At 54.8% G+C, this 332-nt stretch carries 1 rRNA gene; it reads right to left on the minus strand.

Annotated features, from left to right (window positions below):
- Positions 1-332 (minus strand): 16S ribosomal RNA (locus tag J3477_RS26005); the annotation flags it as partial.

The raw sequence follows: 332 nt of genomic DNA on the forward strand, positions 1-332 counted from the left end.
CCACCTACGTATTACCGCGGCTGCTGGCACGTAGTTAGCCGTGGCTTCCTCCTTGGGTACCGTCATTATCGTCCCCAAAGACAGAGCTTTACAACCCGAAGGCCTTCATCACTCACGCGGCGTTGCTGCATCAGGGTTTCCCCCATTGTGCAATATTCCCCACTGCTGCCTCCCGTAGGAGTCTGGACCGTATCTCAGTTCCAATGTGGCCGATCACCCTCTCAGGTCGGCTACGCATCGTCGCCTTGGTGAGCCATTACCTCACCAACTAGCTAATGCGCCGCGGGTCCATCTTATAGCGGATTGCTCCTTTGATTTTCATTTCATGCGAA

The sequence above is a fragment of the Clostridium zeae genome, from assembly GCF_017312485.1.
Taxonomy (GTDB): Bacteria; Bacillota; Clostridia; order Clostridiales; family Clostridiaceae; genus Clostridium_AR; species Clostridium_AR zeae.